The organism is Microbacterium aureliae (assembly GCF_054780155.1).
Genome location: NZ_BAAGWW010000001.1, coordinates 794,414 through 814,441 on the forward strand (window position 1 = coordinate 794,414; position 20,028 = coordinate 814,441).

Genomic DNA, 20,028 nt, shown 5'->3' on the forward strand with positions numbered 1-20,028 from the left:
GGGCTCCTTGGCCGAGGAGCCCGCGGGCCCGGCCGCCGGCATCCGTCACATCGCAACGATCACGCCGAGCCGCTCCAGGGCGCGGGGACGATGACCCACAGCACCGTCGCCGGTTCTCCCCCGGCGACCTGCCATGTGTGGGGCTCGCGGCCCGGAAAGGTGAGCGCGTCGCCGGGCGAGAGCTCGACGGTGCGGTCGGCGAAGCGGACGGTCAGGCGGCCGGCGATGACGTGCAGCACCTCGACGTCGCAGTTGATCGTGTAGAGGTCCGAGCCGCCGTGCGCGTCGGGCTGCAGCTCGGACCGCAGCAGCTGCACGCGGTTCTCGCTGCGCGGCGACAGCAGCCGCTCGTCGGCGTGCACTCCCCCGAGGTTGATGCGAGGCGCGTCGGCGAGCACGACGTGCTGGATCTCGGGCTCGGTGAAGAGCGCCCCGACCGGCAGCGACAGCACCTGGCACAGCTGCACGAGGGTGGCGACACTCGGCGACGTCTCGTCGCGCTCGACCCGGCTGAGAAAGCCCTTCGACAGCCCCGTCGTCTCGGCGAGCTGGCCGAGCGACAGGCCCTGCAGCGTGCGCGCGGCGCGCAGACGTGCGCCGATCGGGGTCGCGTTCGGGTCGGCATCCGGATGGATCGCGCGCACGTCGTTCCTCTCACCTTGCACTTGACGACGCGGGCCACCCCGCGTACCTTCGCTCGTACAGTTGCTTATAACGTACCGAAGGTTGTCAAATATGCAACACGATGACGTGAACGGATCCGGCAGCACTCCGGTCGGGCCGGTGGACGCGAGTGTCGTGCCGCGCTTCGCCGGCATCGCGACGTTCGCGCGCCTGCCGCGGCTGGACGAGGTCGGGCACGCCGACATCGCCATCGTGGGCGTTCCGTTCGACAGCGGCGTCAGCTACCGGCCGGGCGCCCGCTTCGGGCCGGCGCACGTGCGCGAGGCGTCGCGCCTGCTGCGCCCCTACAACCCCGCGCAGGACGTCTTTCCCTTCGGCTCGCAGCAGGTGTCGGATGCCGGCGACCTCATCGGCAACCCGTTCGACATCGCCGCCGCCGTGTCCGAGATCGAAGCCGGCGCCCGCGCGCTGCGCGGCCGCGCCGACCGGCTCGTCGTCATCGGCGGCGACCACACGATCGCCCTCCCCCTGCTGCGAGCGGTCAGCGCCGAGCACGGGCCGGTCGCCGTCCTGCACTTCGACGCGCACCTCGACACGTGGGACACCTACTTCGGCGCCCCGACGACCCACGGCACACCGTTCCGACGGGCGTCGGAAGAGGGACTCATCGATCTGACAGCCAGCATGCACGTCGGCATCCGTGGCCCCCTCTATGCCAAGAGCGACCTCGAGGACGACGAGCGGCTCGGGTTCGCGATCGTCTCGAGCGAGTTCGTCGAAGAGCAGGGCGTCGAGGCGGCGGTCGAGCGCATCCGCGCGCGCGTCGGCGACAAGCCGCTCTACATCTCCATCGACATCGACGTGCTCGACCCCGCCCACGCCCCCGGCACCGGAACCCCCGAGGCCGGCGGACTCACCAGCCGCGAACTGCTGCGGATGCTGCGCGCCCTGACAGACCTGCGGATCGTCGGCGCCGACGTCGTCGAGGTCGCCCCCGCGTACGACCACGCCCAGCTGACCGCCGTCGCGGCAAGCCACGTCGTCTACGAGCTCGTGAGCGCGATGGCGCCGCGGTAACGGCATCCGCTCATCACTTCGAAGGAGAAGCACATGACCACCCCCGACCCGGCAGCCGTCGAACGAGCGGCCCTCGCGATCGTCGACGCGTTCGCGGCCACCGACACCGGCCGCTACTTCGCCGGCTTCGCCCCCGACGCGACCTTCGTCTTTCACACCGAACCCGCGCGCCTCGACGACCGCGCCGCCTACGAGCGGCTGTGGCAGGGGTGGGTCGACAGCGGCTGGTCCGTCACGTCGTGCACGTCGTCCGACCGCAAGGTGCAGGTGTTCGACGGCGCCGCCGTCTTCACCCACACCGTCGACACCTCGGTCGCCACCGCCGACGGCCCGGAGTCCTACCGCGAGCGCGAAACCATCGTGTTCGCCGTCGACGGCGACGACCTGGTCGCGGTGCACGAGCACCTGTCGCCCCTCACCTGACCCGGACCTCCCACGCACCGGCACTCACCCGCATCCCGCACCACCCGCATCCCGTATAGAAGGAGCACGACGATGTCGCTCTACACCCGCCTCGAGCAGCGACTCGAAGCCCAATCCGACGACGCCGGACCCATCCGCGGCACCTACACGACCGGGCGCCTGCTGATGATCTGGCTGGCCGCGAACCTGGTCGTGACGACCCTGCTGACCGGCACCCTGTTCATCCCCGACGTGCCCTACGGGCTCGTGCTGCTGCTGATCGTCGCGGGCACCGTCATCGGCGCCGCCGTGCTCGTCGCCGTCGGCACGATCGGGCAGCGGACGGGCCTGCCGACCATGGCGCTCACCCGCGGACCCTTCGGCACCCGCGGCAGCCTGCTGCCGGTCGCCGCGAACGTCCTCATCCTCATGGGCTGGAGTTGGGTGCAGGCGATGCTCGCCGGCATCGCGCTGGATTACATCGTCGCGAGCCTGACCGGCTTCTCGAGCCCGGTGATCTTCGCGGTGCTGTGCCAGACGATCGTGGTGATCCTCGCGATCTTCGGCCACGCCGGCGTCGCCCGCGTCGAGCCGTGGTTCGCCGCGGTCATCCTCGCCATCGCCGCGTACATCTTCATCGTCGCGTTCGTGTCGTACAGCCCGGCCGAGTTCTCGGCCATCACCCCCACCGCCGAGCCCTTCTACTCCCCCGGCCTGGTGTTCGACGTGGTGCTCGCCACCGCCATCTCGTGGACGGTGCTCTCGGCCGACTTCAACCGCCTGGCCCGCAACGCCCGCGCGAGCGTCGTCGGCTCGGGCGTCGGCTACACCCTGTCGACCGTCATCTCGATGTCGCTCGGTGCCACCGCGATGGGCTACGTGATCCTCAGCGGCGGCGAGGCGATCCCCTTCGACCCGGTGACGATCATCGCGCCGTTCGGCTGGGTGTTCGGCGTCGCGATCTTCCTGTCGGTGATGGCCACCAACACCATGGTCGTCTACGGCATGGTCACCACGGTGGTCAACGCCCTGCCCGGCAAGCACGTGAAGTTCTTGCCGACGGCGCTCGTGCTCGGCGTCATCTCGATCATCGGGTCGACGTTCTTCGGTCTGCTGAACCAGTTCACGACGTTCCTCGTGACGATCGGGGCGCTGTTCGCGCCGATCTTCGCGATCATGATCGTCGACTACTACCTGGTCAAGCGCGGATCCTACGACCACGACATCCTCAAGCCCCGCGGCGGCCGCTACTGGTACACCGGCGGCGTCAACTGGATCGCGATCGCCGCGTGGGCCGTCGGCGCGACCCTCGCCTACGTGTGGGCGTACGTGTGGCCGCTGCCGTTCGGGTCGACCGCTCCGGCGTTCGTCATTACCTTCATGCTCTACCTGCTGGTGTCGCTGCCGACCCGGTCGAAGGCGCCGGCGTTCGTGGGAAACCTCGCCGACGAGCCCACGCGCGTCCGCTCCGCGAGGGTGTGACGACGGATGCTGCGAGACCTCAGCCATCCGATACGCGACGGCATGCTCGTCTACCCGGGTGACCCCGCGGTGGCGATCGGCCCCGCGCTGACGCTGGCCGCCGACGGCGTGGCGGTCGGGCGGATCGACATGGGCTCGCACACCGGGACCCACGTCGACGCCCCCGCGCACACGGTCGCCGGCGGGCGGACCATGGCGGACGTCACCCTCGACGAACTCGTGGGCGACGCGCTGCTGGTCCGGGTGGGTGGCCTCGACGACGGGCAGCAGTACGGGTGGGACGCCGTGGCCGCCGGCGACGGCATCCCGGATGTCGTCCCGCCCATCGTGATCATCGACACCGGGTGGGCGCAGTGGTTCGGGTCCGACCGGGCGCTGCGGCATCCGTTCCTGGATCCGGCGGCGGCGCGGGAGCTGTGGGCGCGCGGCATGCGCGTGCTCGCGGTCGACACCCTGAGCCCGGACGCGACCGCAACGGACGGCGGATTCCCGGTGCACGACGTCGTGCTCGGCGGCGACGGGCTGATCGTCGAGAACGTGCGCGGGCTCGAGGGGCTGCCTTCGCGGCTGCGGGTGGGGTTCTTCCCGCTGCGGCTCGAGGGCGACGGCGCGCCGGTGCGAGGGGTCGCGTTTCTGGACTGAGGTGCTGGGTTTAGTGCGGGTGCGTGGTGCCCGAGACCTCAGGCAACCTGAACACGGCGATCACCCGCCACGTATTCGACGGCGAGATCACCACCGACCGCTTCGAGGTATTTCCGAATCGTCCCGATGCGGGCATTGTCAAGATCGCCGTGCTCGATCTTCGATACCTGCCGTTGCCCGACGCCGATGCGCTTAGCCAGCTCAGCCTGAGTCAGACCCCGCTGCTCACGCAGTTCACGTAGGCGGTAAGCACGAACCTCGGAAAGCATCCGAGCCTTGTATGCGTCGACGCGCTCACGGTCGACGGGGTGATCGGCGACAAAGTCCTCCGGCGAGGCAGCCATCGCACTCACTCTCCCTTCTCATCTCTCAGATTCTTCACGTGTACGTCGAACAGGTCGTCGGCTATAGGGATGTTCTTCTTGTACCAGCGGTTCCAGTTGCCTGCCTTGTCGCCCGCGACAAGCATGATCGCCAGGGTCTAACCTGCAATCCCCCCTACACAGGACCTTCAGTGCGGGTGCGTGTGGTCGGCGGTGTCGGGCTCGGCGCGGGCGACGTCGGCGACCTCTTCCTCAGGTCGCGGGGCGACGTTCTCGTCGACTTCGAGCTCGGGGATCGTCGGCTCGCCGGGCTCGGGCACGTGCGGCGTCGCGTGTGCACTCGGCGTGGTCATGGCGCTCCCCTCGACGGCTTGGGGGAAGCGTAACCGGGTTGGGCGGGCGGGGCCATGGGGTCTGTTCGGGGCAGGGTCCGTTCGGGGCGGGATCCGTTCGGGGCGGGGTCGCGGGCGTGCGGGTTTGCGCGGTCACTCGTGCTCGGGCAGCACCGGCGTCGACCAGCCGGGGTCGCGGCCGAGCTGCGCGGCGCGCGCGACGGACGCGGAGCCGAACCGGTCGCGGACCTTGTCGAGCACGGTGTCCAGGCGCGAGCCATCGTCCCAGTCGATCGGGAGTTCGGGCTGGATGCTGTCCACCCGGCCGAGTCCGGTGAACGAGAGGCCGATAAGGGTGATGCCCCGCGCGGTGATCTCGGGCTGGGCGGCGACGAGCAGCGCCCGCGCGACGTCGAGCAGGACGGTCGTCCGGTCCGTCGGCATCCGCACGCTGTGAGATCGCGTGACCTTGACGAAGTCGCCGAATCTCAGGCGCAGGACGACCGTGCGGCAGACGCGGTCGCCGTCGCGCAGGCGGCGCGCGAGGCGGTCGACGATCTGGGTGAGGATGACGTCGAGCTCGTCGGGGGTGCGCGGGCGGGTGCCGAGGGCGCGCTGCGATCCGATGGAGCCGCGTCGACGGGTGGTGTCGACCGGGCGCGGGTCGCGCAGGCGCGCGAGGGCGTGCAGGTGCGCGCCGGCGGCCCGGCCGAGCAGTCGCTCGGCGGTGGCCTCTTCGAGCTCGGCGAGCTGGCCGACGGTGCGGATGCCGAGGCCGTGGAGCTTCTCGGCGGTCTTCGCGCCGACGCCCCAGAGGCGTTCGACGGGCAGCGGATGCAGGAACCGCTGCTCGTCCTCGGGCTGGACGACGAGCAGCCCGTCGGGTTTGCTGACGGCGCTGGCGACCTTCGCGAGGAACTTCGTGCGCGCGACGCCGACCGAGATCGCGAGTCCCGCCTCGGCGCGGACCCGCCGGCGCAGGGCGACGGCGATCTGCTCGGGGGTGCCGGCGATGCGGCGGAGCCCTCCGACCTCGAGGAACGCCTCGTCGATCGAGAGGCCCTCGACGAGCGGGGTCGTGTCGCGGAAGATCGCGAAGACGTGCTTGCTGGCTTGCGAGTACGCCTCCATGCGGGGTGGCACGACGATGGCATCCGGGCAGAGTTCGCGTGCCTGCCGGCCACCCATCGCCGTGCGGACACCGCGGGCCTTCGCCTCGTAGCTCGCGGCGAGGACGACTCCCCCGCCGACGATGACCGGGCGGCCCTTCAGCTCGGGCGCGTCGCGCTGTTCGACCGAGGCGTAGAAGGCGTCGAGGTCGGCGTGCAGCACGGTCGCCTCGCCCCGCATGCCGGCCTCCTCTCGCTGACCGGATCGTCGCATGAGCTTCGGACATCGGGCGGGGTCGGGTGGGTGGGCGGGGGCGGGCGGGGTCGGGCGGGCGGGGTCAGGCGGGCGGGTTCGGCCGGGTGTCGCAGGCTGCGGGTAGCGTGCAGGGATGGATGACGCGGTCGCCGAGCTGTACCGCCGATTCGCGCGCGTCGAGGCCGCCGGCGAGTCCGCGATCTATGCCGAGTGGGCGGAGGGTGTCGCGCGCGACGGCGAGCTGTCGCAGCTGATCGGGGCGCTGCCGGGCATCAAGCGGCAGCCGAACCTCGTTCGCCGCCGCGCGCTTCGCGAGGGCGCCGGTCGGATCCTACGAGAAGTTCCGCACGTGGCTGGTGCCGCGGTGGAGCGCGGTCGAGCCGATCATCCGGGCGCGTGCGACGCAGACGAACGAGGCCGGGCGCTGCGCCGTGCTGCTGCCGGTGCTCGGCCGGTTGCAGGGCGAGCTCGCGCTCATCGAGGCCGGTGCGTCCGCCGGGCTGGTGCTCTATCCGGACCGCTACAGCTACCGCTACCGCGTCGACGGCCGGCCGGATGTCATCGCGCTCGATCCCCCGTCCGGTCCCAGCCGCGTCGTGCTGCCCTGCGCGATCGACGAGGCGAGCCTGCCGTCGCGCCTGCCCACCGTGGTGTGGCGCGCGGGGGTCGACCTCTCCCCGATCGACGTGACGGATGCCGGTGCGGTGCGCTGGCTCGAAACCCTCGTGTGGCCGGAGCACGACGCCCGACGCGAGCGGCTGCGCGAAGCCGTGGCGATCGCGGCGGCCGAGAAGGCCCGTCTGATTCGGGGGCATCTGCTGGACGGCATCCCGAAGCTGATCGACGAGGCGCCCCGCGGGGCGCACGTCGTGGTGTTCCACAATGCCGTACTCAACTACCTGCCCGCGGAGGAGCGGCGGGCGTTCGCGGAGCTGATGGCGGCGCATCCCGAGGTCACCTGGATCAGCAACGAGGGTCCGGGCGTGCTGCCCGAGGTCGACGCGCAGCTGAGCGTGGACCCGACCGGCTCGAGCATCGTCGCCGTGAACGGGCGCGCGGTGGGGCTCGCGGGACCGCACGGGCAGAGGTACCGGGGGGGCGTGAGGGGGCGGGGTGGGTGCGAGAGAGCGCGGCTGTGAGGCGGCGGGGCCGACGGCCGGGTTTACGCGATCTCGAGGATGCGCCCGGCGATGAGCGCCGTGCCGATGAGGGTCATGGCGACGCCGGCGAGCTTGGTGACCACGACCGTCGCGGTCGGGCGAGCCGGCAGGACGCGGCGGGCGAGGACGCCGACGACCGAGTAGACCACGGCGCAGTTGAACAGGTGCAGCCCGCCGAGGACGAGCATCTGCGCCGAGGCGGGCCAGCCGTCCGGGCTCGCGAACTGCGGCAGCAGGGCGAGCAGCAGCAGCAGGCCTTTGGGGTTGATGCCGCTGACGCCCGCTCCGCGCAGGAACTGCCCGAGCGGGCTGCCGCCGACCGGGCGTTCGCCGGCCTCGACCTGAGCGGCCGGGGTGAAGAGAGTGGTGAGTCCCAGATACAGCAGGTAGGCGGCGCCGGCGAAGGTGAGCACCGTCAGCGCGACCGGAAACTTCGTGACCAGGGCGCCCGCACCGACGGCGACGGCGCTGACGACGATGGCGTAGCCGGCCAGCATCCCGGCGATCGAGGGGAAGACCGATCGCGCGCGCAGACCGGCGGCGATCGCGTACGCCCAGTCGGCGCCGGGGGTGAGGGCGAGCAGCGCCGCGACCACCCAGAACTGGCCCGCCAGCGTCACATCCATGCGGATTCCCTTCGACGCGGTGAATCTACGGGGATTCGCGCGAAATGTGCTTCGCACTTTCGAACCCTCGCCGCCCTCGTGCGGAATAATGTGGCGCATGGACGCCCTCAATCGCACAATCCTTGCGCTCCTGCAGGAGGACGGCCGGATGAGCACGACCGACCTGGCCTCGCGCGTGGGGCTCAGCCTGTCAGCGTGCCACCGCCGGGTGAAGGATCTCGAGCAGTCCGGGGCGATCCAGCGCTACCGCGCGGTGATCTCACCCGAGGCGGTCGGGCTGGACTTCGAGGCGCTCGTGTTCGTGACGATGGGGCACACCGGCCTCGAGACGATCGCCGCCTTCGAGAAGGCGGTCGAAGCAATGCCGAACATCGTCACCGCGCAGCGCCTGTTCGGCGAGCCGGACTACATCCTGCGGGTGCTGAGCACCGACATCACCACCTACCAGCAGCTGTACGACACGCAACTGAGCGCGCTGCCGGGCGTGCAGCGCCTCACGTCCACGCTCGTCATGAAGCGGATCGGCGTGGACGAACTGGTGCCCGTCGACGCGGGGTGAGGGGTTGAAGAGCTGGTTGACCGGACTCGTCGCGGCGTCTGGTCGCGGTGGCGGTGGCGAGCGGGCGACAGCGACCTTCAGCGCCGTCAGCCGGATGACGCCGACGTCGTCCCCTGCCGTTTCTGCCTCGCGCGAGCGCTCAACCACCTCGCCAGTCTGACGATCGCCGAGACGATGATCGTCAGGGCGCCACTGACGAAGAGCACCGTGTAGGTCAGCACCAGAGCCGTGCCCCACGTCGGGGTCACTTCCATGACGGGGAACGCCACAATCATCGCGACGAAGCTCAGCACGAGCTGCAACACTCCCCAGAACATGCCGTTGGTCGCGAGATGCCGGATGCCGCCGGTCGTCCTCGCACCCTGGAAAGGCACCCGGGATTCTGTCATCTCGACATCGATCAGAGGATGACGAACGCGGAAGGACACCGGTTCCGCGATCACCAGGTCCGCCGCGAAGACCCGTCGTCCGCCGATGGGCGCCGGCCGGAACAGGAGCCGATTCTCACCCTCCCGCTCGAAGGCGCCGAGGTACACGGGCTCGTCGTCGACAGCGAGAACTTCGAGGATGGGTGACCCGAACTGGAACACGATGGGCCGGTCACCGTCGAAGTTCCGGGTCGACACATCGGCACGACCGCTGGACCACATCTGCAGGGACACCTGCATGGGCCATCCGGGTGGCGCAGCGATTCCCTGTGCCCGCGGGGCGGACCCAGCGGGTAGCGGATGCAGGGGACGGACGCCGAGGAAGTACGACAACCGGCGCTTCGGATGGGTCGCGCGGTGGATCGCGATAGGGACGGCGATCGTCGCCAGAAGACCGATCACGGCGAGAACGACGTCGTCCATGCCTCATGATGACGCGGGCTGCGGCGCGAGTGCTAGGGGCATGCTGCGGGCGGTGTCGGACGTGGCTGCACGCGTGGCGCTCAGCCTGTCGGCGTGCCGCCGCCGGGCGAGGGACCCGGAGCAGTCCATCGCGATCCGGCGCTACGGCGCGGTGGTCCCTCGCGAGGCGGCCCGGCTAGAATTCGAGGCCCTCGTCTTCGTGACGATGGGGCACACCGAGCAGTAGCCGGAGGAACGATGAGCTTCTCGATGCGGACCGCGCGGCTCGTCCTCGAGCCGCTCTCGGCGGTGGATCGCGACGCCTTCGTCGCCTACCGCCGGCAGCCCGAGGTGGCGCAGTACCAGTCGTGGTCCGCCGACTACAGCGCTGACGACGCCGACGATCTTCTCGCCGACCAGCCCTCGCGAATCGCGCCGGGCACGGGCGAGTGGCTGCAGATCGCGGTGCGGGACGCGGCATCCGGCGAGCTGCTCGGCGACCTCGCCGTGCACTCCCTCGCCGATCAGCCCGACACCTACGAAGTGGGCGTGACGCTCGCACCCGCCGCCCGCGGTCGCGGGGTGGCGACCGAGGCTCTCGGCGCCCTCGTCGACCGACTCTTCACAGAGCATCGAGCCCACAGGGTCCTCGCGACCTCGGACGCCCGCAACGACGCGGTCGCACGGCTTCTGATCCGCCTGGGATTCCGGCGCGAGGGCCGCAACGTCGACGCCGACTGGTTCAAGGGCGAGTGGACGACCCTCGACACGTGGGCGATCCTGGCCCGCGAGCGCTGACCGAGTCGGTGTTCACTCCCCCGGCACGCTGCCGAAGACGTGCAGGTCGAGGCGGCGACTGAGCTCCTCGCTGATCAGGCGGCCGCGGACGCTCGTGCCCTCGTCGTCCAGCGGCGGACTGATCACTGCGGCGCCGAGCCGGTACGGTACCGCGAGCACGAGGGCGCCCGAGACGCTGGACTTCGCGGGCACGCCGACGCTCCGCATCCATCTGCCCGACCCGTCGTAGACGCCGCAGGTCGCCATCACCGAGACGACATCGCGCGCGACGGCGCTCGAGATCACCCGGTCGCCCGTGACGGGGTTCACTCCGCCGAACGCGAGCGTCGCGCCCATGACGGCCAGCGCCTCGGCATCGATCAGCACGGCGCACGCGCGCGCATAGACGGCGACCGCGTCGTCGGCGCTGACGTGCAGCGTGTCCTCGGCGCGCATCAAATGCGCGAGGGCATGGTTGCGGTCGCCGAGCAGGTGCTCGTCCTCGGCGACCTCTTCGTCGACGTCGAGGCTGCGCCCGGCGAACGCCGAGAGGCCCGCGAGGATGCGCGCGTTGCGCTCGTCGACGGTGTCGCCATCGACGAGGGATGCCGTCAGCAGCGCACCCGCGTTCACCATCGGGTTCGGGGGGCGGCCGGTGCCGCTCTCGAGCTTGATCGCGTCGAACGCCTCACCGGACGGCTCGATCCCGATGCGGTCGAGCGCCTCGCCGTCGGTGTCGGCGAGCGCGAGGGCGAAGAGGAACGGCTTGACCGCCGACTGGATGCTCAGGCGCACGTCCGCGCTCGTCGAGCGGGCGCTCTCGCCGTCGGGACCGACGACCGCGATCGCACACAGGTCCGGGTCGGCGTTCGCCAGTGACGGGATGCTGGTGTTCAGACTGCCCGCGCGCTCGTGAAGGACGTCCTGGCGCAGGGTGTCGAGGTCGAGCGAACGCAGGTCGTCGCTGAGCGTCATGGGTACAGCGTGGCACGGGGCGTGGGTGGAGGGGGCGGGATGGGGGTTTCGGGGGGTTTCGGGGGTTTCGGGGGGTTCGGGGGGTTTCGGGGGGCGGATTCGGGCTCTCGGCGGCGCGTCCTCTCCTCCCCAGGCGCCGGATTTGTGTGGGTTCGGGCGGATGTGTCGAGAATGTGTGGATAAGTCGCTTGATCTGGGATTCTGGAGTCTGGAATGTCGGAGGTCCCCGGCAGAATCGGGGGTATGCAGAACCTGACCGACGCTCTCGAGAGCATCGCCGACACCCTCCATGAGGTGGTCGCCGACGCGTTCCGTGAAGGGGTGCTGCGGGCGGTGTCCGAAGAGGAGCTGCTGGCGGTGATGGTCACCGCGGGGCGGGTGATGCGGTCGGCCGAGGCGATGCTGATCGACGCGGTCGCGCAGGCCGACGCGCGGGGCGATCACGCGGAGTCGGTGACGGTTCGGGCCGGATGCCGGTCGCTGTCCGAGCTGGTGCAGCGGGCGACGAGGGTGTCGAAGCGGACCGCGGCGGACGTGGTCACCGCGGCCCGCGCGGTCACGCAGCGGACGTCGGTGTCGTTGGGCGAGGTGCTGCCGGCGGATTACCCCGCGATGCGGGACGCCGTCGCCGACAGCGTCGTCGGGGTCGACGGGGTGGTCGCCGTCGCCGGCACCCTCCGTGCCCACGCCGGCGGCTGGCCTGGCGGGATCGCCGGAGTGCTCGCCGCGGACACCGAACTGGCGCTGTCGGCGCGGGGTGCGGGTGGGGACGGGGCGCCGCCGGCGTGCGCCGAGGATCTGCGGGCGCAAGCTCACATCTGGGCGCTGTACCTCGACCAGGACGGGCAGGAACCCCGCGAGGCCCGCGCCGCCCGCAAACGCGGATACACCCTCGGGGTCGCCCGGGACGGGCTGGTGCCGCTGCGCGGGAACCTGCTGCCCGAGGTCGCCGCGCAACTCCAGCTCGCGTTCGACAGCATCCTCAATCCCAAACTCGAGGGTCCCGCCGTTCCCGGCGCCGGTCGTGGTCCCCGGTTCGCCGAGGTCGGCGAGCAAGGCGGGGATGGTGAAGACCAGGCGTGGGATCCGGACGGGCTGCACCCGGAGGAGGCGGATCTGCGGACGCGGGCGCAGAAGCAGCACGATGCGTTCGCGACGATCCTCACCGTCGCCGCCGCGTCCGGCACCCTCCCCACCCTCGGCGGCGCGGCGCCCACCCTCGTCGTGTCGGTGCGCGAAGAAGACCTGGTGAACGAGCAGGGCGCGGCACACCTGGACGGGGTCACCGAACCCGTCCCGATCAGCGTCGCCCGTCACATCGGCTGCACCGGCACCCTCACCCGCGTCACCCTCGGCGCCGGCGGCCGCATCGTCTCGCTCACCACCCACGACCGGGTGTTCACCCACCACCAGCGCAAGGCCATCGCCCTGCGAGACGGCGGCTGCGTCATCCCCGGCTGCCACATCCCGGCATCCTGGTGCGAGATCCACCACGTCACCGAACACTCCCGCGGCGGACCCACCCACACCGACAACGGCGTGCTGCTCTGCTGGCACCACCACCGCACCCTCGACACCAGCGGCTGGCGCATCCGCATGACCGCCGGGACCCCCGAGATCCGCGGCCCCGCCCGCTGGGACCCCCACCAGAAGTGGCGGGCAGTGACGAAGTCGCCGACGCGGCGACACGACATCCTCGCCCGGCGGTCATGACGGGGCGCCGAACCGTGCTCTCCGCTCGCCCGCGTGGCGCCCGCATGGCGGGCCGCCAATCGATCCCGCCCGGGCGGACCTACCTTCCCTACACCGGCTCCGGCGCGGCGTGCCGATTGCGCCACAGGCCGTCCTCGCGCTGGCGCGCGGCCAGCAGGCGGTTCAGGCGGCGGAAGTCCTGCGCGAGGATCCCATGCGTCGCCCAGTCCGGCATCCACCCCAGCTGCCAGCGCAGCGACCCATCGAGGACCCCGAAATAGTCGGCCCGGATGCCGGTGCTCGCGCCCCGCGGATCGCACGCGTACTCGACCCGCGAGTTCCACGGCGACGACGACAGCCACACCGCCCGGCGGTTGTCGTCCAGCGCCTCGAGCTCGTCGATGAAGTGGATGCGGAAAGGTCCGATGCGATCCGTCGCCCGCCACCGCGTTCCGACGACCGCGGCGCCGTCGCCGATCTGGTCGCGGAACACCACCGCCGGCGCGAAGTCGTGCCACTTCGTCGGGTCCCGCAGGTACGGGAACACCCTCTCGACGGGGTGGTGCACCGTCGTCTCGACGAGCACCCGGCGCTCCCAGCGGGCGGCGCCGAGACCCGCCCCGCGCCCGTCCGCGAGCACGCGCACGCGCACGTCGGCGGCGGCCATGGACCGTCGACCCGAATCGCGCTCCCCACGAGCGTTGATGCCCACGATCCGAAGCGTAGAACCGCGCGAACACCGCGGCAAGAGCGCCCGCGCGCCGGGGTGCTGTGCACGCGCGACGACCGGAGTAGCATGCGCGCCAAGGGGGCACATCCACCGATCGGACTGGGGTATCGAGATGGCCGTCAAGCTTCCGTCGTCGGGCGGTCGACCCGCACCGGACGCGTCCGGCTGCGACACGTCGGGCCTCATCCTGGTGCACCGCATCTTCCGCTGGCTGTACCGCGAACTGCCCCTCCTCGTCCGCGCCGTCGGCCCCGGCGACACCGCCCGCGCGGCCATCGTCGGCGACTACGCCCACCTCGACTTCTTCGCCCTCCACCTGCACCACGAGACCGAAGACACCGTGCTGTGGGACCGACTCGAACAGCGCGACCCCGCCTGCAGCATCCATGTCGGCCTGATGCGCACCCAGCACGCCGAAGTGGCCCGGATGCTGAGTGATATCGAACCGCAGCTGCAGCCGTGGGCGACCACCGCCGACCCCGCCCTCGGCGACCGCTTCGCCACCGACATCGAGCACCTGCGCGACGTGCTGCTGGTCCACCTCGGCCGGGAAGAAGAGGACATCATGCCCGTCGCCGGCGCCGTCCTCTCGCAGGCGGAATGGGACGAACTCGAAGCCCACACGCGCGCGACGCTCATGGCCCGCCGCAAGGAGTTCTCGCGCGACATCATGTCGCTGCAGCTCGGCCTGCTGCTGGCGAGCATCCCCGAGACCGATCGCGACGCGTGGTTCCGCGCGAACGTCCCCGTCCCGATCCGCGTCCTCTACCTGCTGCTCATGAAGCGGCGCTACGACCGCGCGATGCTCGAGCTCTACCCCGACGGAGCCGTCCCCGCGATGGTGTGACCGCGTTCAGAACGGCGACACCGCGAAAGCCTCGATCGCCTCGCACCCCTCGGGGATGTACGCGTCCCCGATCGCCCCGGCACTGAACCCGCCGCCCAGCGAGATCTCGTCGCCGACCTGATACTCGTCGTCGCGCCACACGAGTGTGTCGCCGTCCCGCCACGCGGCATCCCCCGCCGGGAACACCGGCAGCGCCGTCGCATCCGCGTTGCGGACGACCACGCACCCGTCGACGAGGGCGACCTCGCCGATGAGCAGGGCGTCCATCCCCGCGCTCGGCCGCGGATACACCGCCAGCGGGCCGGATGCCGGCACCTCGCCACCGCCGACCGGCCCGCCCGCGCACCCGGCGAGCGCGACCGCGCACAGCGCCACCAGCGCCCCCGCGACCACTCCCCGGACCGTCATGCCGCCATGGTAGCCACCGCCCCGGCGCGAAAGCAGCGCCAGTGCGGCCCCATCTCATAGCGATCACACTCGTAGCGGCCACTCAGTTTCCTGCATCCGCTGTCGTTTATTCTGCAGTCACTGCAAATTCTATGACAGGAGCACGATGTCCGAGTCCGATGGCCGCGCGGTGCCGACCGGCGCTGCGCGCCCCCCGTCCACACCCGTCCTGCGCGCGGTGGCTCTGAGCCGCACCTACGGCCGCGGCCCCACCGCCTTCCACGCGCTGCGGAACGTCGGCCTGAGCGTCGACCGCGCAGAGTCGCTCGCGATCGTCGGCAAGTCGGGCTCCGGCAAGTCGACCCTCATGCACCTGCTCGCCCTGCTCGACCGCCCCTCGAGCGGCCGGATCGATATCAACGGCCAGGATGCCGCCGCCCTGCGCACCCGCGAGGTGAACGCCCTGCGCAACGCGACGTTCGGGTTCGTCTTCCAGCAGTTCTTCCTCACGGCCGGCCAGTCGGTTTTCGACAACGTCGCGCTGCCGCTCGTCATCGCCGGAGTCCCCCGCCGCGAGCGCCGCACCCGCACGATGGCCGCACTGGATGCCCTCGGCATCGCCGACAAGGCCGCCAACCGGGCGACCGACCTCTCGGGCGGTCAGAAGCAGCGCGTCGTCATCGCCCGCGCACTCGTCGGCGAACCCGACGTCATCTTCGCCGACGAACCGACCGGCAACCTCGACTCCGCCACCGGCGCCCAGGTGGAGGACATCCTCTTCCGCCTGCAGCGCGACCGCGGCATCACCCTGGTGGTCGTCACGCACGATCCCGACCTCGCTGCGCGCTGCGACCGCGCCGTCACGATCGCGGACGGGCGCATCACGTCGGACACCCCCGCCTTCCCCCTCGTCACCGCCGCCCAGGAAGGACTGGCCCGATGAAGACCTCCGACGTCGTCCGCGCCGCAACCCGCAACGCCTTCCGCAGCAGACTGCGGACCACCCTCACCGTCCTCAGCCTGTTCGTCGGCGCCTTCACCCTCACCCTGACCACCGCGCTCGGCGCCGGCGTCAACGACTACGTCGAGCGCCAGGTCGCCACCCTCAGCACCGGCGACATCCTGCTCGTGAGCCCGGCGGCCGGCGTCGACAGCGGCGACGGACCCAACGAGTACGACCCCGAGGGCAGGCAGCAGGCCGGCGCCGGCAACCCCCTCGCATCGGGCACCCTGCTCGACAGCGATGACATCGACGCGATCGGCGACATCGACGGTGTCACCCGCGTCGAGGCGGTCAGCCAGATCCAGGTCGACTGGATCGCACGGTCGGGAACGTCATCCGCCGACCGCTTCGAACTGGACGTGAACCCGACATCGTCGATCGGTCGCAGCGACCTGGTCGCCGGGGCGCAGCTCGACCCCGGATCACGCGACGCCGAGATCGTCATCCCCGAGGACTATGTCGCCGCGCTCGGCCTCTCGTCGCCCGAGGACGCCGTCGGACAGCGCGTCGTGCTCGGCTTCACCGACGCCGGCCGCGCCGACCGGCAGCTCGAGGCGACGATCGTGGGGGTCGCCCGCGAGAGCCTCTTCGCCGCCGGCGCCGGCGCGAACGCGGCGCTCGTCGACGAGGTGTCCGACGCCCAGGCCGTTCCCGGACAGCCGCAGGCATGGCCGATCGCCGTGGCGACGATCGCGGGCACCGGCGACGAGGGCGAGGTCACCGCCTCCGACATCGAGGCCGTCAAGGGCGAGCTCACCGACCTCGACCTCGCGGGCCAGACCGTCGAAGACCAGCTCGGCGTCGTGCAGACCGTCATCACCGGAATCATCGGAGTGCTGAGCGCCTTCGCGGTCGTGGCGCTGGTCGCGGCATCCTTCGGCATCGTCAACACGCTGCTCATGAGCGTGCAGGAGCGCACCCGCGAGATCGGGCTCATGAAGGCGATGGGGATGTCGAACGGGCGGGTGTTCGGGCTCTTCAGCCTCGAGGCTGTCATCATCGGACTGCTCGGATCGGCACTCGGCGCGGTCGCGGCGATCGCGGTCGGCTCGCTCATCTCGGCCGCCGCCGCGCAGACGATCCTCACCGGCCTTCCCGGGCTGCAGATCCTGCTGTTCGAACCCGCGACGGTGATCACCGTGATCGTCGTCATCATGCTCGTCGCGTTCGTGTCGGGAGTCCTCCCCGCCCGCCGCGCCGCACGCCAGGACCCCATCGAGTCGCTACGGTACGAGTGACCCGAGGAGCGCAGATCATGTCGGCCACCCCGCCCGCCCGCCGCCGCGACGCCGTCGCCAAGAAGGCCGCCATTGAGGCGGCCGCGGTCGACCTCGTCCTCGAGAGCGGCTACGACGCGGTCACGGTCGACATGATCTGCGCCCGCGCGGGAGTGAGCCCGCGCACCTTCTTCAACCACTTCAAGACGAAGGATGCCGCCCTCCTCGGCACCGACGGACCCACCGTCGACGAACGCGCCGCCCGCGAGTTCATCGTCTCGACCGGCCCGCTCCTGGTCGAGGCCGTCCAGCTCATCCGCATCGATCCGGGGCTCGCCGAAGCCGACCCCGCCCTGGTCGCGCGCCGCATCCGCGCCGTGGGCACCAACCCCGTCCTCATGGCACGCCAGATGGAGCGGCTCTCGGCCATCGAGGCCGACCTCGGCCAGATCATCACCCTGCGGCTGCGCCAGCAGTACCCCGCAGAGGACGAGACCGCGCTCGGCGCGCAGGCGGTCGTCATCACCCACATGCTCGCCGGGGTGATGCGCTTCATCGGCCAGTCCTGGGCCGCACAGGTCGAGCGCGGTGAGCTGCCGGTGCTCGATCCGCCGCGGATCCGCGAACAGCTGACCGCCGCCATCGGCAAGCTCGCTTAGCCACAGCCCTCACCACACGCCCTCACCCCACGTAGGCATCGACCAGGAGCGGCCCCCGGATCTCACGGAACCTCTCGAGCAGCATCCCGAGAGTCTTGCCGTTCCACGCCGACGCCCGCAGGTCGTACGGCCCGAGCGGCGAGAGCTTCGCCGTGCGGATGCGGACCACCTCCCAGCCCGCCGCGCGGAGTGCGCGATCCTTCCGCTCGTCGGCATCCTGCCGCTTGCCGACGTGCTCGAGGCCGTGACGGCCGGTGCTGTCGTACTCGACGGCGATCCGCAGCTCGGGCAGCAGGAAGTCCGGCCACACCTCGAGGTGGTCGAAGAACGGCCGCGCCACCCGCACGGCGTTGAGCCCCGGAGTCACGGCGAGCGCACCGAACAGATCGGCCCGCACCTGAGCTTCGACAGCGGATGCCGGGCGCGGCGCGCACTCGCTCACGAACGGCTCGCCGGCGGCCAAGGCGGGGGTCTTCGGGCACAGCCTGGTCGGCGGCGCCGGCCGCTTCGCGCGGCGCGGCGGGGTCGGAGGCCGCGCGACCTTGCCGAGCACGATCGGCGTGGACGGCCGGTGCGGGACCGCCGCGTCCGGCACCGCGACCCGGGCCGCGGGCGCCCGCACCGCACGCCCCGTCGCAAGGTCCGTGCACTCCGGACACCACGCCGACCGCCGCCGCTCCCGGCCGGGCCGCGAGCGCTGCTCGGTCGGCGTCGCGACGAACAGGTGCCCGGCCTCGCACTGCCACAGCAGCAGAACGTCGGCCGCCGGCGGGATCTGGGTCAGCACGATCCCGGCGTTGAGGTCCGGGTGGTACTGCCGGATCAGCGCCGGAAACGCCGCCCACGCCTCACGGTACGTCCCCACCTCGTACGGCACGTCCCGGCCGCGCGAGAACTGCCGCCGCGCCCACCAGTCCTGCACCCGCTCCGCCATGGCGAGCACGGTACCCGGGACCACCCCCACGGCAGCCTGCGGGCACGGACGGACACGCCCAACCGCACACCCCCCACCCGGCAACCTGCGACACAGGGCCTGTGCATCCCCTGGGCATACCCGCCCCGGCATCCGCCCTCACGTAGGCTCGGCCGCAGGCGTCCGTGAGGCTCGCCGACCATCCAGTCTGGCTTTCGGGTCGTGCTGCCGACCCGAGGAGCGAATATCACTTCTGCCGCCGTTTCCACGCTCGGACCGATCCGCCAGACGTACGCCTCGAGCGAGACGTTCCCGCCGATCGCCCGCGCCTACACGCAGGTGTCGCAGGTGGCGAAAGAGACCGGACTCCTCGCCCGCACCCCGTGGTTCTACGCGATGGTGGGCGGCGCGATCGCACTGGGCCTCGGCGGCGCCGTCACCGGATTCATCCTGCTCGGCGACAGCTGGTTCCAGCTGCTGATCGCCGCGGCCTTCGGCGTCCTGATGACGCAGGCCGCGTTCGTCGCCCATGAAGCCGCGCACCGCCAGATCCTCGCCACCGGACCCGCCAACGACCGCCTCGCGCGCGTCCTCGCCGCCGGCGTCGTCGGCATCAGCTACTCATGGTGGGACTCCAAGCACTCCCGCCACCACGCCAACCCCAACCGCGTCGGCCGCGACCCCGACATCGAGGTCGACACCATCTCGTTCCTCGACGAGGACGCCGCTCAGGCCCGAGGCCTCCGCCGCCTGATCACGCGCAAGCAGGGGTGGCTGTTCTTCCCGCTGCTGACCCTCGAGGGCATCAATCTGCACTACCTGGGCATCAAGCACCTGGTCACCACGAAGGACAAGGTCCCCGGCCGCTGGCTCGAACTCGCCCTCATCGCCCTGCGACTGTCGGCGTTCCTCGTTCCGGTGTTCCTGCTCCTGCCCCTCGGCATGGCGTTCGCGTTCATGGGAGTCCAGCTCGCCGTCTTCGGCCTGTACATGGGGGCCTCCTTCGCCCCCAACCACAAGGGCATGGCGATCATCGCCCCCAACGCCCGCCTCGACTTCTTCAGCAAGCAGGTGCGCACCTCGCGCAACATCCGCGGCGGCTGGTGGGCGACGTGGCTCATGGGCGGACTCAACTACCAGATCGAGCACCACCTGTTCCCGAGCATGGCGCGCCCCCACCTCGCCAAGGCCCGCGAGATCGTCCGCGACTACTGCGACTCGCTCGGCGTGCCCTACACCGAGACCAGCCTGCTGCGCTCGTACGCGATCGTCATCGACTACCTCAACCGCGTCGGCCTCGCCGCCCGCGACCCCTTCGACTGCCCGATGGCGGCGCAGTACCGCCGCGCCTGAAGCGCCGCGCCTGAACCGCGGCGCCTGAACCGCGGCGCCTGAACCGTCGCGTG

General features: G+C 71.2%; 24 protein-coding genes. 14 read left to right on the forward strand and 10 right to left on the reverse strand.

Translation table 11 applies throughout. The features are described from left to right. Nucleotides 1-59: 59 nt before the first annotated feature. Entirely contained in the window at nt 60-644 is a 585-nt protein-coding gene (locus ACYVF4_RS03815) for a helix-turn-helix domain-containing protein (RefSeq protein WP_460719881.1), read from the reverse strand. 91 nt (nt 645-735) lie between these two features. Here ACYVF4_RS03815 and speB point away from each other — a divergent pair, with 91 nt between their 5' ends. From speB to ACYVF4_RS03835, 4 genes are all read left to right on the forward strand, one after another. Next, a complete protein-coding gene (speB, locus tag ACYVF4_RS03820) occupies nt 736-1,701 on the forward strand; it encodes an agmatinase (protein WP_460719883.1) in 966 nt (321 codons plus the stop codon). 33 nt (nt 1,702-1,734) lie between these two features. After that, nucleotides 1,735-2,124 carry a YybH family protein gene (locus ACYVF4_RS03825; protein WP_460719885.1) on the forward strand — a complete coding sequence of 130 codons (390 nt, stop codon included), beginning with the start codon at nt 1,735-1,737 and terminating at the stop codon, nt 2,122-2,124. A 72-nt stretch (nt 2,125-2,196) separates the two neighbouring features. After that, nucleotides 2,197-3,585, forward strand: a complete 1,389-nt coding sequence (locus ACYVF4_RS03830; RefSeq protein WP_460719887.1) for a purine-cytosine permease family protein — start codon at nt 2,197-2,199, stop codon at nt 3,583-3,585. Nucleotides 3,586-3,591: 6 nt separating this feature from the next. Beyond that, entirely contained in the window at nt 3,592-4,227 is a 636-nt protein-coding gene (locus ACYVF4_RS03835; RefSeq protein WP_460719889.1) for a cyclase family protein, read from the forward strand. 38 nt (nt 4,228-4,265) lie between these two features. Here ACYVF4_RS03835 and ACYVF4_RS03840 read toward each other — a convergent pair whose 3' ends face one another. From ACYVF4_RS03840 to dinB, 3 genes are all read right to left on the reverse strand, one after another. Continuing rightward, nucleotides 4,266-4,571, reverse strand: coding sequence for a helix-turn-helix domain-containing protein (locus ACYVF4_RS03840; RefSeq protein ID WP_460719891.1), 306 nt, complete (start codon nt 4,569-4,571; stop codon nt 4,266-4,268). 167 nt (nt 4,572-4,738) lie between these two features. Further along, nucleotides 4,739-4,903, reverse strand: coding sequence for a hypothetical protein (locus tag ACYVF4_RS03845; protein WP_460719893.1), 165 nt, complete (start codon nt 4,901-4,903; stop codon nt 4,739-4,741). A gap of 132 nt (nt 4,904-5,035) precedes the next feature. After that, on the reverse strand, nt 5,036-6,232 hold the full coding sequence (gene dinB, locus ACYVF4_RS03850) for a DNA polymerase IV (RefSeq protein ID WP_460719894.1): 1,197 nt from the start codon (nt 6,230-6,232) through the stop codon (nt 5,036-5,038). Between the two features lie 371 nt (nt 6,233-6,603). On the opposite strand from dinB, the gene ACYVF4_RS03855 reads away from it, so the two are divergent. Beyond that, the gene (locus ACYVF4_RS03855) at nt 6,604-7,386 is read left to right on the forward strand and encodes a DUF2332 family protein (RefSeq protein ID WP_460719896.1); all 783 of its coding nucleotides are present in this window, start codon (nt 6,604-6,606) and stop codon (nt 7,384-7,386) included. 23 nt (nt 7,387-7,409) lie between these two features. On the opposite strand, the gene ACYVF4_RS03860 is transcribed toward ACYVF4_RS03855, so the two are convergent. Further along, a complete protein-coding gene (locus ACYVF4_RS03860; protein ID WP_460719898.1) occupies nt 7,410-8,033 on the reverse strand; it encodes a LysE family translocator in 624 nt (207 codons plus the stop codon). Nucleotides 8,034-8,130: 97 nt separating this feature from the next. Here ACYVF4_RS03860 and ACYVF4_RS03865 point away from each other — a divergent pair, with 97 nt between their 5' ends. Next, nucleotides 8,131-8,592, forward strand: a complete 462-nt coding sequence (locus tag ACYVF4_RS03865; RefSeq protein ID WP_460719900.1) for an Lrp/AsnC family transcriptional regulator — start codon at nt 8,131-8,133, stop codon at nt 8,590-8,592. A gap of 86 nt (nt 8,593-8,678) precedes the next feature. Here the strand turns inward: ACYVF4_RS03865 and ACYVF4_RS03870 are convergent, their stop codons facing one another. After that, nucleotides 8,679-9,260, reverse strand: a complete 582-nt coding sequence (locus ACYVF4_RS03870; protein ID WP_460719902.1) for a hypothetical protein — start codon at nt 9,258-9,260, stop codon at nt 8,679-8,681. 244 nt (nt 9,261-9,504) lie between these two features. Between ACYVF4_RS03870 and ACYVF4_RS03875 the strand changes: the two genes are divergently transcribed. Beyond that, nucleotides 9,505-9,669, forward strand: coding sequence for a hypothetical protein (locus ACYVF4_RS03875; RefSeq protein ID WP_460719904.1), 165 nt, complete (start codon nt 9,505-9,507; stop codon nt 9,667-9,669). Between the two features lie 11 nt (nt 9,670-9,680). Next, nucleotides 9,681-10,220, forward strand: coding sequence for a GNAT family N-acetyltransferase (locus tag ACYVF4_RS03880; protein ID WP_460719906.1), 540 nt, complete (start codon nt 9,681-9,683; stop codon nt 10,218-10,220). Between the two features lie 12 nt (nt 10,221-10,232). Here the strand turns inward: ACYVF4_RS03880 and glsA are convergent, their stop codons facing one another. After that, complete coding sequence (gene glsA, locus ACYVF4_RS03885) at nt 10,233-11,174, reverse strand: glutaminase A (protein WP_460719908.1); 942 nt, start codon at nt 11,172-11,174, stop codon at nt 10,233-10,235. A gap of 243 nt (nt 11,175-11,417) precedes the next feature. On the opposite strand from glsA, the gene ACYVF4_RS03890 reads away from it, so the two are divergent. Continuing rightward, nucleotides 11,418-12,887 (forward strand): HNH endonuclease signature motif containing protein, encoded by a 1,470-nt coding sequence (locus tag ACYVF4_RS03890; protein WP_460719910.1) that lies wholly within the window; start codon nt 11,418-11,420, stop codon nt 12,885-12,887. Between the two features lie 88 nt (nt 12,888-12,975). Here ACYVF4_RS03890 and ACYVF4_RS03895 read toward each other — a convergent pair whose 3' ends face one another. Continuing rightward, nucleotides 12,976-13,533, reverse strand: a complete 558-nt coding sequence (locus ACYVF4_RS03895) for an SRPBCC family protein (RefSeq protein ID WP_460719912.1) — start codon at nt 13,531-13,533, stop codon at nt 12,976-12,978. A gap of 175 nt (nt 13,534-13,708) precedes the next feature. On the opposite strand from ACYVF4_RS03895, the gene ACYVF4_RS03900 reads away from it, so the two are divergent. Next, complete coding sequence (locus ACYVF4_RS03900; RefSeq protein ID WP_460719914.1) at nt 13,709-14,443, forward strand: hemerythrin domain-containing protein; 735 nt, start codon at nt 13,709-13,711, stop codon at nt 14,441-14,443. A 6-nt stretch (nt 14,444-14,449) separates the two neighbouring features. On the opposite strand, the gene ACYVF4_RS03905 is transcribed toward ACYVF4_RS03900, so the two are convergent. After that, a complete protein-coding gene (locus ACYVF4_RS03905) occupies nt 14,450-14,851 on the reverse strand; it encodes a dihydrolipoamide dehydrogenase (RefSeq protein ID WP_460719916.1) in 402 nt (133 codons plus the stop codon). Nucleotides 14,852-14,996: 145 nt separating this feature from the next. Between ACYVF4_RS03905 and ACYVF4_RS03910 the strand changes: the two genes are divergently transcribed. The 3 genes from ACYVF4_RS03910 to ACYVF4_RS03920 are packed head-to-tail and all read left to right on the forward strand — an operon-like array spanning nt 14,997 to nt 17,709. Continuing rightward, nucleotides 14,997-15,773 (forward strand): ABC transporter ATP-binding protein, encoded by a 777-nt coding sequence (locus tag ACYVF4_RS03910; protein ID WP_460719918.1) that lies wholly within the window; start codon nt 14,997-14,999, stop codon nt 15,771-15,773. Continuing rightward, nucleotides 15,770-17,071 carry an ABC transporter permease gene (locus tag ACYVF4_RS03915; RefSeq protein WP_460719920.1) on the forward strand — a complete coding sequence of 434 codons (1,302 nt, stop codon included), beginning with the start codon at nt 15,770-15,772 and terminating at the stop codon, nt 17,069-17,071. Before ACYVF4_RS03910 ends, ACYVF4_RS03915 begins: the two co-directional genes overlap by 4 nt. Before the next feature lie 17 nt (nt 17,072-17,088). Then, nucleotides 17,089-17,709, forward strand: a complete 621-nt coding sequence (locus tag ACYVF4_RS03920) for a TetR/AcrR family transcriptional regulator (protein ID WP_460719922.1) — start codon at nt 17,089-17,091, stop codon at nt 17,707-17,709. Between the two features lie 22 nt (nt 17,710-17,731). Here the strand turns inward: ACYVF4_RS03920 and ACYVF4_RS03925 are convergent, their stop codons facing one another. Beyond that, nucleotides 17,732-18,643, reverse strand: a complete 912-nt coding sequence (locus ACYVF4_RS03925; RefSeq protein WP_460720758.1) for a zinc-ribbon domain-containing protein — start codon at nt 18,641-18,643, stop codon at nt 17,732-17,734. Between the two features lie 201 nt (nt 18,644-18,844). Here ACYVF4_RS03925 and ACYVF4_RS03930 point away from each other — a divergent pair, with 201 nt between their 5' ends. Continuing rightward, complete coding sequence (locus ACYVF4_RS03930) at nt 18,845-19,975, forward strand: acyl-CoA desaturase (RefSeq protein WP_460719924.1); 1,131 nt, start codon at nt 18,845-18,847, stop codon at nt 19,973-19,975. The last annotated feature ends 53 nt before the right edge of the window (nt 19,976-20,028 follow it).

Bases quoted from the DNA above. Each gene is read 5' to 3' on its own strand.
- ACYVF4_RS03900 (WP_460719914.1), top strand. From the start codon at position 13,709: ATGGCCGTCAAGCTTCCGTCGTCGGGCGGTCGACCCGCACCGGACGCG.
- ACYVF4_RS03840 (WP_460719891.1), bottom strand. From the start codon at position 4,571: ATGGCTGCCTCGCCGGAGGACTTTGTCGCCGATCACCCCGTCGACCGT.
- glsA (WP_460719908.1), bottom strand. From the start codon at position 11,174: ATGACGCTCAGCGACGACCTGCGTTCGCTCGACCTCGACACCCTGCGC.
- ACYVF4_RS03860 (WP_460719898.1), bottom strand. From the start codon at position 8,033: ATGGATGTGACGCTGGCGGGCCAGTTCTGGGTGGTCGCGGCGCTGCTC.
- ACYVF4_RS03890 (WP_460719910.1), top strand. From the start codon at position 11,418: ATGCAGAACCTGACCGACGCTCTCGAGAGCATCGCCGACACCCTCCAT.
- ACYVF4_RS03925 (WP_460720758.1), bottom strand. From the start codon at position 18,643: ATGGCGGAGCGGGTGCAGGACTGGTGGGCGCGGCGGCAGTTCTCGCGC.
- speB (WP_460719883.1), top strand. From the start codon at position 736: ATGCAACACGATGACGTGAACGGATCCGGCAGCACTCCGGTCGGGCCG.
- ACYVF4_RS03835 (WP_460719889.1), top strand. From the start codon at position 3,592: ATGCTGCGAGACCTCAGCCATCCGATACGCGACGGCATGCTCGTCTAC.
- ACYVF4_RS03920 (WP_460719922.1), top strand. From the start codon at position 17,089: ATGTCGGCCACCCCGCCCGCCCGCCGCCGCGACGCCGTCGCCAAGAAG.
- ACYVF4_RS03910 (WP_460719918.1), top strand. From the start codon at position 14,997: ATGTCCGAGTCCGATGGCCGCGCGGTGCCGACCGGCGCTGCGCGCCCC.
- ACYVF4_RS03880 (WP_460719906.1), top strand. From the start codon at position 9,681: ATGAGCTTCTCGATGCGGACCGCGCGGCTCGTCCTCGAGCCGCTCTCG.
- ACYVF4_RS03865 (WP_460719900.1), top strand. From the start codon at position 8,131: ATGGACGCCCTCAATCGCACAATCCTTGCGCTCCTGCAGGAGGACGGC.
- ACYVF4_RS03830 (WP_460719887.1), top strand. From the start codon at position 2,197: ATGTCGCTCTACACCCGCCTCGAGCAGCGACTCGAAGCCCAATCCGAC.
- ACYVF4_RS03905 (WP_460719916.1), bottom strand. From the start codon at position 14,851: ATGACGGTCCGGGGAGTGGTCGCGGGGGCGCTGGTGGCGCTGTGCGCG.
- ACYVF4_RS03915 (WP_460719920.1), top strand. From the start codon at position 15,770: ATGAAGACCTCCGACGTCGTCCGCGCCGCAACCCGCAACGCCTTCCGC.
- ACYVF4_RS03870 (WP_460719902.1), bottom strand. From the start codon at position 9,260: ATGCAGGTGTCCCTGCAGATGTGGTCCAGCGGTCGTGCCGATGTGTCG.
- dinB (WP_460719894.1), bottom strand. From the start codon at position 6,232: ATGCGGGGCGAGGCGACCGTGCTGCACGCCGACCTCGACGCCTTCTAC.
- ACYVF4_RS03845 (WP_460719893.1), bottom strand. From the start codon at position 4,903: ATGACCACGCCGAGTGCACACGCGACGCCGCACGTGCCCGAGCCCGGC.
- ACYVF4_RS03825 (WP_460719885.1), top strand. From the start codon at position 1,735: ATGACCACCCCCGACCCGGCAGCCGTCGAACGAGCGGCCCTCGCGATC.
- ACYVF4_RS03895 (WP_460719912.1), bottom strand. From the start codon at position 13,533: ATGGCCGCCGCCGACGTGCGCGTGCGCGTGCTCGCGGACGGGCGCGGG.